We start from the raw sequence: 15,370 nt of genomic DNA, 5'->3' as shown, positions 1-15,370 counted from the left end.
AAATTATTGTGATATTTTCGCAAGTCTTTTCATTGTATTATATATTTCCGGTAATTTTTTGATCAATATCTGGATACGTTTTTCTTCAGTAATGGGCTTGGCTGGTGAACCCCACACAACAGAACCGGCCTCCAGGCTCTTGTAAACGTTGGAACCTCCCCCAATAATACAGTTATCACCTATAGCTGCATGATCGGTAACTCCGACATCTTCTGCAATCAGGACATGCTTTCCAATTTTAGTGCTTCCTGCAATCTTGGCATATGCAATGAGCATGGAGTTGTCCCCTATGGTAACGTTGTGGGCAATATGGGAATGGTTGTCTATCTTTACTCCGTTTCCAATAATTGTTTTATCGAGTGCAGCGCGGCAGACCGTTACCATGGCACCAATTTCTACATCATCTCCTATTTCAACGATTCCAATCTGCGGTATCTTAACGTGCCTTTTCTCTATTTGAAGATAGCCGAATCCATCGTCTCCGATAACGCTGTTGCAATGGATAATAACCCGCTTACCAATGATACTATTTTCTCTTATGGAGACATTGGCGTAGATGATGGTGTTATCTCCAAGGCGACTCTCCTTGCCAATAAACGTGTTTGGATAAATCGTAACAGAATTTCCTATCCTTACGTTATCCTCAATGGTAACATGTGCGCCAATGGAAACACCGTTCCCAATGACAGCAGCCTTACCGATAACAGCCGTAGGGTGAATACCGGTGGGGCGCATATATCGTTCTTTTGCCACGACTTCCATAAATTTCGTGAAAGCAAGATAAGGATTTTCAATGACGATTTGTGGTTTTTTAAGTGTTTGCATTTCACGATGTAAAATTATTGCGGAAGCCTGAGATGCCAGGGCCTGTGGAGCTAGCGTATCATTCTTAATGAATGTTATATCCCCCTCTTTCGCAACTTCAACGCTGGCAATACCCGTGATGCAGATATCTCCATTGCCAACGACTTTTCCACCAATAATAGATTGAATTTCATTGAGCGTAAATTTCATGTTCTGTAAATCTTCAATTTAAAGGGGAGAGACAGAAAAAGGAGTTGCAGAATGGTGAAAAACAGTTGTTGTTGCAATATACTTGAGTTTAATTTTTTATACTTACACCTGCCCAAGGATGACGCTGGCATTGTGTCCGCCAAAACCGAATGAATTGGAAAGGGTCTTCCTGACCTTCCTTTCTCTGGCCACGTTGGGGATGAAATCCAATCCGGAGCATTCAGGATCCGGCGTCTCATAATTGATCGTTGGGGGAAGAACCCCTTTCTCAATTACCAAGGCGCAGATGATAACTTCGACACTTCCCGAAGCTCCGAGTTGATGCCCCAGCATAGACTTTGTAGAACTGATGGGGATTTTGGGTGCATTGAGCCCAAAAACCTTCTTTACGGCCTTCATTTCGATGTTGTCGCCAATAGGGGTTGACGTAGCGTGAGCGTTGATATAACCAATCTCTTCGGGATTGCACTGCGCGTCTTTCAGGGCGCTTGTCATACATCGCATTGCTCCCTCGCCGTTGGGTTCAGGCGCTGCGATATGGTACGCATCTGAATTAAGGCCGTAACCGAGCACTTCTGCATAGATATTGGCGCCTCGTTTTCTTGCTGTCTCAAACTCTTCAAGCACAACGACACCCGCCCCTTCGGAAAGGACGAAACCGTCCCGGTCTTTATCAAAAGGACGGCTGGCCTTTTGTGGTTCCTTATTGCGGGTAGAGAGCGCTTTCATGGAGCTAAAACCACCAAGGGCCAAAGGGGTAATTACAGCCTCTGAGCTTCCTGCAAGCATAACATCCGCATCCCCTCTTTGGATGATACCGACAGCCTCTCCTATGGCATTAACGCCCGTAGTGCATGCTGTTACCAGGGCATAATTGGGGCCCTTGAGTCCAAATCGTATTGCAACCTGTGCGGAGGCAGCGTTGACCATTAGTTTAGGAATCAGAAAAGGGGATATCCTTGAAGGTCCCTTTTTTAAAAGAATTTCATGCTGCGATTCAAGTTCTATCAAACCACCCATACCTGAACCAACTACAACTCCCACCCTTGTTTTGTCGAAGCTTTCCGTATTTAGTTCGGCATCTTTCACAGCCTGGATAGAAGCAACTATAGCAAACTGAGAGAACCGGTCGAGCCGCCGTGCCTCTTTGACATCAAACCACTGAACAGGATCAAAATCGCTGACTTCTCCCCCGAAATGGACATCAAAAGCAGAGGTATCAAAAGAGGTGATAGGCTTTATCCCACTTTTCCCATTGCACAATGCCGACCAGATTTGGTCTTTTTCCTGCCCCAGGGATGTAATTGCTCCAACACCGGTAATAACGACCCTTCGTCGTTTCTGCATTTATTTGTGTTCCTCGATGTATTTAATAGCATCTCCCACCGTCCGTATCTTCTCTGCATCTTCATCAGGGATATTCATATCAAATGCGTCTTCAAATTCCATGATCAATTCTACGGTATCCAAAGAATCAGCTCCCAGATCATTGATAAATGACGTCTCTTTTGTGATCTGTTCGGCTTTTACACCCATCTGTTTTGTAATAATTTCTTTCACCTTATCTTCAACTGCTGACACGGTTTTACCTCCTTGTCCTAAAATTAGTTCAATTTTATCATATTTTCAAAGGCCTCTACGGTGTCAATGTTTTTGATTTCCTGAGTAGAGTCAATCCTCTTCATAAGTCCCGATAAAGTTTTCCCAGGACCAATCTCATAAAACTGATTACATCCGTTTTGTATCAGCATAGAGATCGACTGATGCCACCGAACCGGGCTATTTAACTGTTTCGCCAGAGATGCTTTTATCTCGTCAGGCTCCCTTACATACTGTGCATGGATATTTGCCACAACAGGGACGTTTGGCTTCGAGATTGGAGTTGCTTCCAGCTCCTTTGCAAGTTTATCACTTGCCGGACTCATTAAATCCGAGTGAAACGCCCCATCGACCTTCAAAGGCACAACCATCCTTGCACCTCGTTCCCTGGCAAGAACAGATGCCTTTTCTAACAAAGGCTTTTCACCCGAAATAACAACCTGTCCAGGACTATTATAATTTGCAGCACAGATAACTCCCAACGGCCTCACCTCCGCACATATCTGCTCGACTTTTTCATCCTCCAGTCCAATTATAGAAACCATTCCACCAGGATTTGCATTACACGCTTCTTGCATAAACATACCCCGTTTATACACCAGTCTCACAGCATCCCTGAAGGCCATAGAACCAGCGGACACATGGGCTGTATATTCTCCCAGGCTCAGCCCAGCCGCTGCAAGATAGGTGTTTCCCTGAATTGCTGAATTTCTTTTCAAGACTTCCAGTATTGCCAGGCTATTCACCAGTATGGCCGGCTGACAAGCAGAGGTCTTGTTTAACTCCTCTTGTTTTCCGTGGAAACAAAGTTCTGCTATATCGAAACCCAGAATCTCATTCGCCTGATTGAATATCTCTTGCGCCTCTTTGAACTGTGTATAAAAATCCTTACCCATTCCCACATATTGAGTGCCCTGGCCAGGGAAAAGTAATACTATCTTTCGCATGCTTTCTACCACCGAATGACCGAAGATCCCCACGTTAACCCTCCCCCAAAAGCCACCAGCATAACAATATCGCCTTTGGAGAGGCGGCCTTCCTTTCTGGCCTCATCAATTGCAATGGGAATGGAGGCCGAGGATGTGTTTCCGTATTTATCAATGTTTACAAACGCCTTTTCCATGGGCAACCCGAGTTTTTCCATAGTCGCTTCAATGATTCTCAGATTGCTCTGATGGGGAATAATTAAGTCGATATCCTCAAGGCCGAGCCCATTCTTGGTTACCGTTTCTATAATCAGGTTCGTTATATTATTAATTGCCAGTTTGAATACTTCTTTACCTTTAAATTGAATATAATGGTTCCTTTGTTGAACCGATGCTAAAGATGCAGGATTTTTTGCCCCTCCTCCGGGCATGATCAGTATGTCTGCCTGCGATCCGTCTGCAGCTAAGCTCGTAGAAAGAATTTCGTGTTTTGTGCTGCTTTTTTGTATAATAACGGCACCAGCGCCATCTCCAAACAACACGCACGTTGAACGATCAGTATAGTCTGTAATCTTTGACAAGCACTCCGCTCCTACCACGAGGACGGTTTCCATTGCCCCTGAATTTACAAAGCTTTGTCCAATAGACATTGCATAAATAAATCCAGCGCATGCCGCCAATATATCAAAAGCGCTCGCCCTGCTTGCCCCTATTTTCTGCTGTATATAACACGATGTCGAAGGAAAGATATGGTCGGGGGTAATTGTCGATGTAATAATCATGTCTAAATCTTTGGGGGAAACTCCGGCATCTTCCATTGCCCGCAGGGATGCCTGGGTAGCAAGGTCAGACGTTATTTGACCATTTTCAACGATACGGCGTTCTCTAATACCTGTTCGTTGGATAATCCAGTCATCGCTGGTATCAACCATCTTTTCTAAATCATAATTTGTCAACACCTTACCCGGCACATAGGATCCTATACCTGTAATAGATGCCCTTTGATTCTGTTGCATGTGAATTCTTAATTACCCAGAGGAGATTAATTGGAGGCCAATTGGTTACGTAACATTTGCCGCAGGTACATTGGCCTTTTCCAGTTCGGAAACAATATGCTCGTTGACTTTGTTTTTTGATAACTGCAATGCAACTCTTACGGCATTTTGTATAGCCTTGGAATCAGACCTGCCATGACATATAATACAAACGCCATTAACACCTAACAAAGGAACACCGCCGTATTCAGTAAAGTCCATTTTAGCCCTTAGTGGACCAAAGGCTGATTTGCACAAAAACAGACCCAGCTTCGTCCAGAAGCTCTTCATTGCTTCTGCTTTAATCGTTGATAGAAGGCTCATGGAAAGCCCTTCCCCGAATTTCAACAGGACATTTCCCACAAAACCTTCGCAAACAACAATGTCGGCTTTACTATCAAATATTTCACGACCTTCTACATTTCCCACAAAATTTAAAGATGAATTGGAGAGAAGAGAAAACGTTTCTTTCGCAAGATCATTTCCCTTAGCATCCTCTTCACCAATATTCAGAAGTCCTACCCGCGGATTTTTGATACCGAAGATATATTTGCTGTATATTGTTGCCATCACACCATATTGGAGAAGATGTAGCGGTTTGCAGGCGATGTTTGCTCCTACGTCAATAACCAGACAGGTACCGAGCCGGGTCGGAATGGGAGCCGCAATACCTGGACGACGTACCCCCTTAAGGGTTCGCAAATGCAATGTTGATGCAGCGACCGTTGCACCTGTATGTCCTGCGCTCACTACGGCGACAGCCTCACCACTTGCCACAAGCTCGACACTTCGTGTGATTGATGAATTAGTTTTCTGACGTATGGAAAACGTCGCAGGGTCGTCCATACCGACTACCTGAGATGCATGATAAATGGTAATATTTCTCGGGGTTGTTCCGCAAGCGGCCAGTTCACGTTCTATTACTTTTTCATCACCAACCAGCAAAATCCCGTCATCCGGAAATTGCTGCGCCGCCCTGACAGATCCCATAACAACTTCGCGTGGAGCTTTATCCCCACCCATTGCATCAACCACAACTCTCATAGACCTACTTTCCAACAGAAATAACCTGTTTACCCCGGTAATACCCGCAGTTGTGACAAACCGTGTGCGGTTGATTTACCTGTTTACAATGTGAGCAAATATAACGCTTTGAGCGCGCACCTGTACCTTTCCCCATGTTTTCAGCAAGTGGAATAACAGGGGGGGTTAATTTGTCGTGCGTTCGTCTTTTGCGAGTTCTTGAATTCGAAAACCTTCTCTTTGGATTAGGCATTTATCACCTCTATAAAAATTCCATATAAATTTCACAAAAAGGCGTACCGAAAATACAAAACATCAGAGGCATTTTTCAAGACTGGCATCTCGGTATTCTATGCATAAGCTTCTTCTTCTCTCTGATGTGAATATAGCATTTTGCTTCCTTAAATACTCTATAATATGTTATATACACATCACTTTCAAACCGAAAATTTTATACACAGACACTTTTATTGTCAAGCGAAAACTTAGAGGTGAAGCGTATAAGCATTCATACTTATCCCGTCAATACCTTTTGTGCTCTTACACACCTACGCGTCAACGTCTTCGAGTATTTTTTTGCTTAACAACTCTGCAGCGAAGCTCAGCGCTTCATCTAATTTTTCCACATATTGCCCTCCTGCCTGAGCCATATCGGGCCTGCCTCCGCCTCCACCGCCAACTATCTTTGCCACCTCCTTCGAGATGTTCCCTGCATGTAAACCGCACCTGACCAAATGAGGACTCACAGCGGCAACTATCGTAACACGTCCATTTTGTGCGGTACCCAATACGATAGCCATCTCTTTGGCAGATTTCATTAATACATCTACCGTTTTTCTCAAATCGTCTGCAGCCGCATCCTCTATTTTCCTTGTAATAATCTTTACCCCAGAAACTTCTTTGGCGTTTTCGAAAAAAGAATCAACCTTACCATGTATTTCTTTTTGTTTGACCTTGTGTGCCTCTTTTTGGAGATTCTTTAATTCGTGTAATAATTCCTGAGTTTTTGTAATCAACTTATCTTCGTTGGCATTCAGGACGTTACACATTTCCAGGATAACTCTTTCTTTTTCTCTACCCCTGTGTAATGCCGCCATGCCTGTCATTGCTTCAATACGCCTGATTCCTGCCGCAACGGAGGATTCACCAACAATTCGAAACAATCCGATTTCCCCCGAGTAATCAACATGTGTTCCACCACACAACTCTTTGCTGAAATCGCCAACAGAAGCCATCCTGACAAGTTCTCCATATTTTTCCCCAAACAGGGCCATAGCACCAGCATTCCTTGCCTCCTGGATAGGTAATTCTTTTACCGATACAAGTACATTTTCTAAAATTTTCTCATTAACCATATCTTCAATCCGCGCTATTTCTTCTTTTGTCAACCCGGAAAAATGATGAAAATCAAAGCGCAAGCGGTCAGGGGTTACCAGGGAACCAGACTGTTCTGCATGCTGGCCGATCACTTTTCGCAAGACATAATGGAGTATATGCGTTGCCGAGTGGTTCCTCCGAATGGAGTTCCTTCGCTGGACGTCAATTCTGGCATGAACCAAACTACCCGTCCTCAGCTCCCCCTTTGCCACCTTTCCTATGTGCAAAATAAAATCATTATTCTTTTTCGTATCGGCAATACGGACATGATTCCCTTCTCCTTCCAAAACACCCGTATCACCAATTTGTCCACCCGATTCACCGTAAAAAGGTGTTCGGTCTAATATCACTGTAACTTCATTTCCCGCCGTAGCCACACCAACAAGCTGGTCGCCCCGGATAATGGCAACTACCCTTCCTTCACATTCATACTTCTCATAGCCAAGAAATTCTGTACCTTTCGAAATGTCTTTAATTTTACTCAGAGGGCCTGTATCGAAGACCTGGCCGGTCATTTGAGACGATGTCCTTGCCTGCAACCGCTGCCTTTTGAGTTCGTTCTCAAAGCCATCCTTATCCACTGTGAATCCTTTCTCACTGAGAATCGATTCAGTCATATCTAAAGGGAAACCATACGTGTCGTACAATTTAAAGGCTTCCTGACCAGAAAGAATTTTTTGGTTGTTCCTTTGCAAAGTGTCCATGAGTTCTTTCAGTTTGGTCGTTCCCAGTTCCAGGGTCTCGTGAAATTTCTCCTCTTCACTTTTCACAATCCGGGCAATATTCTCTCTGCGCTGCTTAATATCGGGATAATATTCCTGCATCACATTGCTTACAACTGGTACCAGTTTGTATAAAAAGCAATCTTTTATACCCAGTTGTGTACCATCCCGTATAGCGCGCCGCAACAACCGCCTTTCGACATATCCACGCCCTTCGTTGCTGGGTAAGACGCCGTCAGAAATACAAAACACACACGCCTTCACATGATCTGCAATCCGGCGCATGAGTACGGCATGCTCTCCTTGTCCGCTATATTTCAACTGCGCAATTTCTTCCAGGGATTTAATAATAGGACTGAAGATATCAATGTCAAAGTTAGTTTGCACCCCTTGCATGACACGTGCCATTCTTTCCAGCCCCATCCCCGTATCTACGTTTCTATTTGGTAACGGTACCAGCTTGCCTCCTTCTGTGCGGTTGTATTGTGTGAATACGAGATTCCATATTTCTACAAACCGGTCGCAATCACAAGCAGGCTCACATTCCTTTCGCCCGCAGCCAACTTTTTCTCCCTGATCGAAAAATATCTCAGAACAAGGTCCGCAGGGGCCATTAGGACCCAATAGCGGCGCGTCCGCGGGCCAAAAGTTGTCCTTTTCACCATACCGATAAATCTTTGACCTGGGAACACCAACGTGTTTTTCCCAGATTTCGTATGACTCGTGATCGTCTCTATAAACACTTACACTCAAACGACCCTCCGGGATTTTCAACTCCTGAACCAGGAATTCCCATGCCCATCCAATCGTCTCTTTCTTAAAATAATCCCCGAAGGAAAAATTCCCCAGCATTTCGAAAAATGTATGATGGGAGGCCGTCTTGCCCACATTATCAATATCACCCGTACGGAGGCATTTCTGGCAGGTGGTTGCCTTTTTAAAGGCTAAATTCCCTTTGCCCAGAAACATGTCTTTAAACTGATTCATTCCCGCACCGGTAAAGAGAAGGGTGGGGTCATTCTGCGGAACCAATGAGTCGCTGGGCCAGATTACGTGAGACTTTTTTTCAAAAAATTTCAGAAATTTACTGCGGATATCATTTGTCTTCATAAAACAATTATTTTTCACCCTTTTTTGAGGCCGATTCTGCCTTTGTCTTTTCGGAAGCTTTCTCAGGGGCTTTTTCTGTAACCAATTCCGGTTTTATCTTTTTCAGGATAGATTGTTCTATTTCCTTCATCAATTCGGGCTTTCCTTCGACAAACTGCCTGGAATTTTCCCTGCCCTGTCCCAACCGAATTTCACCATAGGAAAACCAGGTGCCAGACTTGTCAATGATTTGATGTTCGACCCCAAGGTCAATAATATCACCAGCACGTGATATGCCCGTATTATACAGGATATCAAACTCCGCCTTCTTAAATGGTGCCGCGACCTTATTTTTAGCGATAGTGGCACGAACCCTATTCCCGATGGTCACTTCACCGTCTTTTATGCTCCCGATTCTCCGGATATCGATACGCACGGAGGAGTAAAACTTCAACGCCCTGCCGCCCGGGGTTGTCTCCGGGTTTCCCCCGTACATAACGCCGATCTTCTCCCGAATCTGGTTAATGAAAATAACACAGGTCTGAGATTTTGAAATACAACCCGTCAACTTGCGCAATGCCTGCGACATCAACCTGGCTTGCAACCCCACGTGTGCATCACCCATTTCCCCTTCAATCTCTGCGCGGGGAACAAGGGCCGCCACAGAATCAATCGCGACGATATCTACCGCATTGCTCCTCACCAGCAATTCCGCAATCTCCAGTGCCTGCTCCCCGGTATCTGGCTGATTAACCATGAGATTGTTTAAATCTACCCCCAATTTCCTGGCATAGTCGGGGTCAAGCGCATGTTCGGCGTCAATAAAGGCTGCAGCGCCACCCCCCTTCTGGGCGTTAGCGATAATGTGAAGGGTCAGGGTGGTTTTCCCCGAAGATTCCGGACCAAATATTTCAACGATCCTTCCGCGCGGGATTCCTCCCACACCGAGCGCAATGTCGAGAGATAGTGCCCCGGTTGAGATGGTAGGGACGTCCACCCTCGTCTCGCCCCCCAGCTTCATGATCGTTCCTCTCCCGTACTGTTTCTCGATCTGTGAAATCGCTCTTTCTAAAGCTTGCTGTCGTTTTTCCTTTTCTGCATCCTCTGGTTTCGATATCATAATTCACCCATACGAAAAGTCACACCTATTAAATTAAATCAACACTATGTAACTTCGTATATATGGGTCCCTCCGGCGAAAGGTCGCTCTTCATTAAAACCACCTGCGCCACATGTTCTGAACCAAAATCAAACCCATTGTACGAATTCAGATTCTCGATAAGCTTTCTTACATTCCTGCGCGTTTTTATACGTCCCACCGTCAGGTGGGCTGCGAATTTACGATCCTCATGTTCCACACCCAGCGCTACCAATTGATTATCCAGTCTTTCATGGATCCTTGTTAAGACTCCGCCCGTATCTATCACATGGGCAAAAACAACCCGTGGATTCTTCTCCGTTGGAAGAGCACCTACTCCTCTATAATCAAGATCAAATGGCTTTATATGGATCACAGAATCTTTTATTATCGTAACAACTGCCTCAATTTTTTCTTCGTCCATAGCGCCAATAAACTTCAACGTAATATGGATATTTTCCGGGGCTACCCAACCGACGTCCGCATCCACCCTTTTCAGCTCATCCTGAAATTCCGCTAATTTTTTTCTGATTTCCCCGGTAATTTCAATTGCAACAAAAAGCCTTACGTTCATACGATAAACAACCCTGGTAACTTAAAAAAATAAAACCACAGATTGCACAGACAACACAGAGAATAGTATATAAAAAATCTGTGGATCTGCATAATCTGTGGTTGCTTTTAAAATCAAAACCTCATTGCTTCTGGTGTTTCACACTGATTTTTTATGGCGTAGTTGAGCCTTTTTATGGTTTTTTCCTTTCCCAATAGCTCCATCGTTTCAAAAATACCGGCGCTTACACTCCTGCCCGTAATGGCCACACGCATCGGCTGTGCAAGCTTGGAAAATCCAATGCCCAGCTTTTCGGTCAAGGCCCGCAGGGAGTCTTCCAGATTTTTCTTGTCAAAATTGTCTACCTGTGAAATAGCCGAGTGCACCTCTTTCAACAATTCACCAACCCCTTCCTTTTTGAGGAATTTGCCTACAGCTGTTTGATCGTACTCAATCGTATCGGCAAAGAAGAACCGCGTCTGGTTAAGCAAATCCTGAAAGGTCCTGAACCGTTCGTGATGCAATTCCACCAAATTGAACAACCACCTTTCAGCGATCTTTGTCATATCAACGCCCGATTTCTCAAAAAATTCCTTCACTTCTGGGATTAATTGTTCAACGGGGGTATTTTTGATATATTGACCGTTCATCCAGTCCAGTTTTACGTTGTTGAATTGGGCGCTCGTTTTGTTTGCGCGTTTTAAGGTAAACTTCTCAATCATTTCCGGGATCGATATGATCTCCTGGTCGTTCCCAGGCGACCATCCCAGCAGGGCGAGAAAATTTACCAGGGCGTGAGGCAAATAGCCCTTGTCCCGATATTCAGTGACAGAGGTTGCCCCATGACGCTTGCTCAACCTCGACCCATCTTCCCCAAGGATCATCGGGATATGGGCAAATTCAGGCATTTTAAATCCAAAGGCCTTGTAAAGGGCGATCTGTTTTGGGGTGTTCGATATGTGGTCATCTCCACGGATAATATGGGTAATCCCCATTTCAGCATCATCAACAACACAGGCAAAATTATAGGTGGGGAAGCCGTCGGCCTTCAGTATGACGAAATCCTCAATAAGGGATGTATCAAAGGTGATGGTGCCGTGGATAAGGTCGTTGATTTCTGTCACCCCATCCTGCATCGTAAAACGTATCGCCTTACGTCCCTCGGCATCAGTATCGTAAAATGCCTTCCCTTGTTCTACCAGTTTCTCTGCATGTTGCTTATAAACGGGTAATCGTTGGCTTTGGAAGTATGGACCCTCATCCCAATCTAACCCCAGCCATTTCATGCTATCGAGGATGGCCTGTGTGGCCTCTTCGGTAGAACGCTGCTGATCGGTATCTTCTATGCGTAATAAAAAAACACCCTTATTATGCCGTGCAAAAAGCCAGTTAAAAAGCGCCGTCCGTGCCCCGCCGATATGGAGATAACCCGTAGGGCTCGGCGCAAAACGAACTTTAACGTTAGAACTCAAAACCTTCTTCCTTAACTATAAAATTCAATGAAATTCATATAACATTATCATAACGAATCTGGAATAAAAGTGTCAAGCGATTTATTAGACCGAAAAGTTTCCGAAGGTTTTTAATTCATCTTTTACCATTGCTTCCAAGATTGCATTTGATACAATGCAAAAAATTTCAGTAAAGTGCAGGAATAAATTATTGTGAGATATAGAATTTTTTCGTAATTCCACAATTATTGAGGAATTGTTTCTGTATACTTAATGTTAATGGCGTCAATGAAAAAGAGCAATAGGTATGTTGCACATTTTGATATGCTTGGAATGACCTCTGCTATCCAAAGAAATACAGATGAGGCTTGGGGTGCACTAAGTGACTTGCGCCAATCTGAAAAGAATGTAGTCAACAGATACAGAATAAAGTTGCCTAATTCAGATACATTTGTAGACAATCGTGCATACTATAAGAGATTTTCTGACACTATAATTCTTTTCACCCTTGATGACCAAATTGAAGATTTATACGCGATTCTGTTCAAATCAGCTTTGTTGTTTTGCGAGTCACTAAAAAAATGTGTTCCATTGAGAGGTGGTATTGCATATGGAGAGTTCTTTATAAATTTTGATTTAGATATGTTCCTCGGGAAAGCTTTGATAGATGCTCACGATTTAGGGGAAACAGCACAATGGTTAGGTGTTGTAATTGATGATGCAATATATCAGAAACGTAATCTAATTCCTGACCATCAAAATCAACCCTTCGTGGTCAAATGGGATTTACCAATAAAGAGCGATAAAGAAATAAAAAAAGGTAACACTTTAGTTCTTTGAAAAATTAACAAGCGATTTTATAGGCCAACCCAGAAGGCGTTTTTACCGTCAGGGCGTTTTTGGCAATTGCCAGAAGGTTTTCAACGGGATTAGCACCTTGTAATTCCGCAGAGCGAAGCAATGTCATAAGGATAGCCTGGGTATTCGCACCTTGAGCAGAACGATTTTGTTGTGAGATCTTTCGAGTCAATACCGGCTTTCGCATCTGTTGCTCAGCATGGTTATTATAGGGACTCACGCCCTCATGTTCCAGGAACGTAAAGAGTTCCTCTTTATGGCGATTCAGACGTTTGATCAGTCTTTGTGCGTCTTTATCCTGATAGGGTGTTATCAAAAACTGTTCAAGCCGATAATGTAATCTCTTTTTCAACCGAAGAAAGCATTCTGGACTCAAATGGTTCTTTTCCTCCGATAACCGCAATGCGTCTTTGAGCACACGAGAGAGTTTTTTCCGGAAAGCTTTCCATGGAATTGACCGATTGTATGTGTCGACTTTTACCAGTTCCGTGAACAGATGATAGAAACACCGCTGCTTTGCCAGTGCGTTTATCTTGTTATAAGCGCCCCAGAAGTCACAAATCAGGATGCCCTTGAATAGTCTGCCTAAGAACTTTTTTATGACAGGCGATCCCCGATTGCGTGTTATGAGGTAGTAGCAGAGGGTTTTGGTGGTAAAACACCACAACCAATGGGTTTTCCCGTTCAACCGCCACCCTGTTTCATCTGCGTGTAAAACGGCACTTGCGGAGACTTTTTGTCCAATATCGTTATACCGTGATTCCAGGAGTGTTGCAAGGGACTTCCAAGCCTGGGTTAAACCACCGGCGCTTATGTGAAAGTTGAAAAATACGGAAACCATCTTTACGATATTGTTTATACTTATGCCGACTAAGTAATGAAGCCAGGCGGTAAAGACAACGAGGCGCAATCCGAGTCGGGCATTTGGCAACGCGTCTGTGACCGTAGGCTGGACAATCTTTCTACAACAAGAACACCAGGAACCATGAACCGTATGTTCAGTCACGACCGGATCAATCTGTGGGATATCTTCGATGTATCGCTTATACGTTCTTACCGGATTTTGCAGTGGCTGGTGGCAATCAGGACAACTCTTGAGGGTATGTGTCTGATAGGCAGTTATTTTTTCCGGCCGTTTCCGGGAAATCCCCTTATGTCCGTGTTTCCTGCCACAAGGCCGTCTTTTCCTTTTGCCTGCGGGCTTGAGATAAGGGGGTGTCATGCCGGACGGGGTGGTTGGACTCGGTTTATCGCAGAGTCTGTCATAGTTCTCTGCTTTCTCGGCCAGTATCAGGATGGCCTGAATCGCATCCTCTCTGTCCATCTCTAAAATGGCTATGGCTTCATCCCTGGTCATGAGCAAGAAACCTCCGGAAGTTTCTCTCAAGAGGATAGAGGTAGAGTTCCTTAGGCTGTCCATGATACTGATAGCGATTGCCCCGTTTTGCATTCCCTTGGGTTTTCCCAACACGAATCCAATTGGCTGCCTGGTAGCAGGTGCCTTGAAACCGTGCGGTATCAACAAAGGTTTCAGCCAAATACACGGGATGGCCATAGACGGATTTCCAGTCATGTGACAAACGCCTCAGGGCGAGGGATAATACCTTGGATGCAAGGTGTTTGATCATAACCCAGGGTGGAATGAGAAATCGCACGTTACTTGCAATCAAATGCAAGTGTGTCCGTTTGGTAGACTCATCCCATCCGATGAAACGATCACGGTCTTTGACCTTCCATGCGGCACTTGCCCATCCAAGACAGGCAACGACCTGGTTGCCGATATGTACGATGTGCCTGATGTGTTCGCCAACAAGCCGGGGACATCCGAGGTAGTGGTAGTGATAAAGGAGATAACCCCAGAGGTACCTCTCTTGATGATCTCTTACCACCTGGATCGTCGGGGTTTCATACTCGGTGATGGCACCTTCCAGTGTTCTTTTGACGAAAAGGGGTATCTGATCAAAGACCTTAGGTTTGAGATTGTTTTTTGGCCGTATGCGTGGCGGAAGCGAAACCAATCCCTGCTCTTCCAATCTCAGAAGGAGGTCTCGTGCTGCGTATTCTTTCAACTTGCCATTGGGCTGCATCCAGTTCCAGCTCTTGCAGAGTTCACGGGAAATATAACTTCGCCCTCTGAGAAAATGACGCTCAGTGAGAGCCTTGATAAAGGCTATATCGTCTGCATGCAGTTCTCGTGAACGGTAGTGGAATAGGATAGGCTTCATAATCAGATTCCTTTTCTCTGAAGCCCTTTATACCACAAATGGCAAACTGACGCCAGCGTTTTTTTGCGTTTTAACGCTCTTACGGTAAAAACGCCTTCTGGGTTGGCCTATAAAATCGCTTGTTAATTTTTCAAAGAACTAAAGTGTTACAAAAAAAGAAATCAAGTCTGTTTTGAACTGGCCAGCTTCAGTTAAACCTACTGTAGCTCTTCCTGTATCTAAAGAAGATTTTTACGCTCCATTTGAAAGACTTTTCGGTTCTTTCGAGAAATTACCAGTTAACATACAAGGCAAGTACAAAAACACAGTAGATTTTATGAATTATCAATTAACGGGAAATGCCATTTAACGAGTCGCTGGA

Annotated in this window: 14 protein-coding genes; 1 reads left to right on the top strand and 13 read right to left on the bottom strand. The window is 44.5% G+C overall.

Going from position 1 to position 15,370, the window contains the following annotated elements; genetic code table 11:
* Window positions 1-3 precede the first annotated feature (3 nt).
* The 11 genes from lpxD to gltX all read right to left on the bottom strand — a co-directional run bounded on the left by lpxD (window position 4) and on the right by gltX (window position 11,947).
* On the bottom strand, window positions 4-1,014 hold the full coding sequence (gene lpxD / locus BROSI_RS04785; protein WP_052562631.1) for a UDP-3-O-(3-hydroxymyristoyl)glucosamine N-acyltransferase: 1,011 nt from the start codon (window positions 1,012-1,014) through the stop codon (window positions 4-6).
* 102 nt (window positions 1,015-1,116) lie between these two features.
* Entirely contained in the window at window positions 1,117-2,361 is a 1,245-nt protein-coding gene (gene fabF, locus BROSI_RS04780; protein ID WP_052562630.1) for a beta-ketoacyl-ACP synthase II, read from the bottom strand.
* Complete coding sequence (locus BROSI_RS04775; RefSeq protein ID WP_052562629.1) at window positions 2,362-2,595, bottom strand: acyl carrier protein; 234 nt, start codon at window positions 2,593-2,595, stop codon at window positions 2,362-2,364.
* 23 nt (window positions 2,596-2,618) lie between these two features.
* Window positions 2,619-3,593, bottom strand: coding sequence for an ACP S-malonyltransferase (fabD, locus tag BROSI_RS04770; protein ID WP_200891684.1), 975 nt, complete (start codon window positions 3,591-3,593; stop codon window positions 2,619-2,621).
* On the bottom strand, window positions 3,566-4,555 hold the full coding sequence (locus tag BROSI_RS04765; RefSeq protein WP_052562627.1) for a beta-ketoacyl-ACP synthase III: 990 nt from the start codon (window positions 4,553-4,555) through the stop codon (window positions 3,566-3,568). Before BROSI_RS04765 ends, fabD begins: the two co-directional genes overlap by 28 nt.
* Before the next feature lie 45 nt (window positions 4,556-4,600).
* Window positions 4,601-5,617, bottom strand: coding sequence for a phosphate acyltransferase PlsX (gene plsX, locus BROSI_RS04760; RefSeq protein WP_052562626.1), 1,017 nt, complete (start codon window positions 5,615-5,617; stop codon window positions 4,601-4,603).
* A gap of 4 nt (window positions 5,618-5,621) precedes the next feature.
* The gene (rpmF, locus tag BROSI_RS21250; protein ID WP_082059038.1) at window positions 5,622-5,849 is read right to left on the bottom strand and encodes a 50S ribosomal protein L32; all 228 of its coding nucleotides are present in this window, start codon (window positions 5,847-5,849) and stop codon (window positions 5,622-5,624) included.
* A 295-nt stretch (window positions 5,850-6,144) separates the two neighbouring features.
* The gene (gene alaS, locus BROSI_RS04755) at window positions 6,145-8,805 is read right to left on the bottom strand and encodes an alanine--tRNA ligase (RefSeq protein ID WP_052565647.1); all 2,661 of its coding nucleotides are present in this window, start codon (window positions 8,803-8,805) and stop codon (window positions 6,145-6,147) included.
* 7 nt (window positions 8,806-8,812) lie between these two features.
* Window positions 8,813-9,904, bottom strand: coding sequence for a recombinase RecA (gene recA, locus BROSI_RS04750; RefSeq protein WP_052562625.1), 1,092 nt, complete (start codon window positions 9,902-9,904; stop codon window positions 8,813-8,815).
* 28 nt (window positions 9,905-9,932) lie between these two features.
* Entirely contained in the window at window positions 9,933-10,496 is a 564-nt protein-coding gene (gene thpR, locus BROSI_RS04745) for an RNA 2',3'-cyclic phosphodiesterase (protein ID WP_052562624.1), read from the bottom strand.
* A gap of 113 nt (window positions 10,497-10,609) precedes the next feature.
* Complete coding sequence (gene gltX / locus BROSI_RS04740; RefSeq protein ID WP_052562623.1) at window positions 10,610-11,947, bottom strand: glutamate--tRNA ligase; 1,338 nt, start codon at window positions 11,945-11,947, stop codon at window positions 10,610-10,612.
* A 267-nt stretch (window positions 11,948-12,214) separates the two neighbouring features.
* Between gltX and BROSI_RS04735 the strand changes: the two genes are divergently transcribed.
* Entirely contained in the window at window positions 12,215-12,766 is a 552-nt protein-coding gene (locus BROSI_RS04735; RefSeq protein ID WP_157842389.1) for a hypothetical protein, read from the top strand.
* Between the two features lie 4 nt (window positions 12,767-12,770).
* Here BROSI_RS04735 and tnpC read toward each other — a convergent pair whose 3' ends face one another.
* Window positions 12,771-14,141, bottom strand: coding sequence for an IS66 family transposase (gene tnpC / locus BROSI_RS04730; protein WP_052562621.1), 1,371 nt, complete (start codon window positions 14,139-14,141; stop codon window positions 12,771-12,773).
* Window positions 14,128-15,009 (bottom strand): Druantia anti-phage system protein DruA, encoded by an 882-nt coding sequence (locus tag BROSI_RS04725; protein WP_052562620.1) that lies wholly within the window; start codon window positions 15,007-15,009, stop codon window positions 14,128-14,130. The genes tnpC and BROSI_RS04725 overlap by 14 nt, the downstream gene beginning before the upstream one ends.
* Window positions 15,010-15,370 lie beyond the last annotated feature (361 nt).

The organism is Candidatus Brocadia sinica JPN1, from assembly GCF_000949635.1.
In the GTDB taxonomy this organism is placed as follows: domain Bacteria; phylum Planctomycetota; class Brocadiia; order Brocadiales; family Brocadiaceae; genus Brocadia; species Brocadia sinica.
The sequence above is the reverse complement of the archived record's forward strand: the minus strand, read 5'-3'. Positions and strand labels throughout refer to the sequence as shown.